This is a genomic window from Streptomyces sp. NH27 (assembly GCF_056859195.1).
The window spans coordinates 1-762 of sequence record NZ_JACEGK010001036.1 but is presented as its reverse complement, the minus strand read 5'-3'; the positions used below and the strand labels follow the sequence as shown (position 1 = coordinate 762).

Annotated in this window: 1 protein-coding gene and 1 pseudogene; both read right to left on the bottom strand. The window is 73.9% G+C overall.

The genetic code is table 11. The annotated features are described in order from the left end of the window. Positions 1–313, bottom strand: a pseudogene (locus AC13HU_RS37880) (hypothetical protein); the annotation flags it as partial. Positions 314–316: 3 nt separating this feature from the next. Beyond that, positions 317–762: hypothetical protein (locus AC13HU_RS37875; RefSeq protein WP_483046537.1), on the bottom strand; the 446-nt coding region annotated here is incomplete at its 5' end.

Sequence of the window (762 nt, the reverse complement as noted above, 5' to 3'; positions counted from 1 at the left end):
CGCCCCATCCGGCCCACCCGCCGGCAACCGGCTCAACGGAGCTCTCGGCGCCGGATTCGGCGCCGGCGCCGGGTTCAAGCTCGGCGTCGGCACGATCAGCCGCTTCGCCCGGATCGGCCTCGTCGGCCTGCTCGGCATCGCCCGCATCGCCCGCATCCACCGCATCCGCCGGGCGCCGCGCACGGACCGGCACGTCCGAACGCCCCTCCCCCTCGTCCCCCTCGGCCCGTTCGGCCCGTTCGGCCCGTTCCGCACGTTCGGCCGGTGCGGGCGTCTGCTCGATGTTGTCCGTTGTCGTCATGTCGGTGGTCATCCCTTAGCTCGCGCCGATCGGGACCGCGGTGAGGGCGGCGAGTTTCCAGGTGCCGGCGGTACGGGACAGGTCGGCTTCGAAGCGTTTGCGATCGGTGGTGGCCGCGCCGGACTTGGGGGTGAGGCGGACCTGGACGGTGACGATGATCTTCGCGGTGCCGGCGCGGGTGTCGAGCTCGGTGACGGCCGCGTCCGTGACGGTGCCGCTCGTGGAGGTGCCGGCCGCCTTCATCGTCGCGGTGTCGGAGCCGTGGGTACGGGTCAGCTGGTCGTGCAGCGGGCCGGTGGTCACGCCGAGCCAGCTGTCGAGATCGCGGTCGACGTGCGCGGCGTCCACGGTGTTGAGGCGGGCGACCCCGCGCTCCCCCGCGCCCATGGCGGCGTCGCGGGCCTTGCCGTAGGAGAGCGCGCCGTCGCCGCGGGTGTCGGCGTAGGACCAGGCGGAGAACC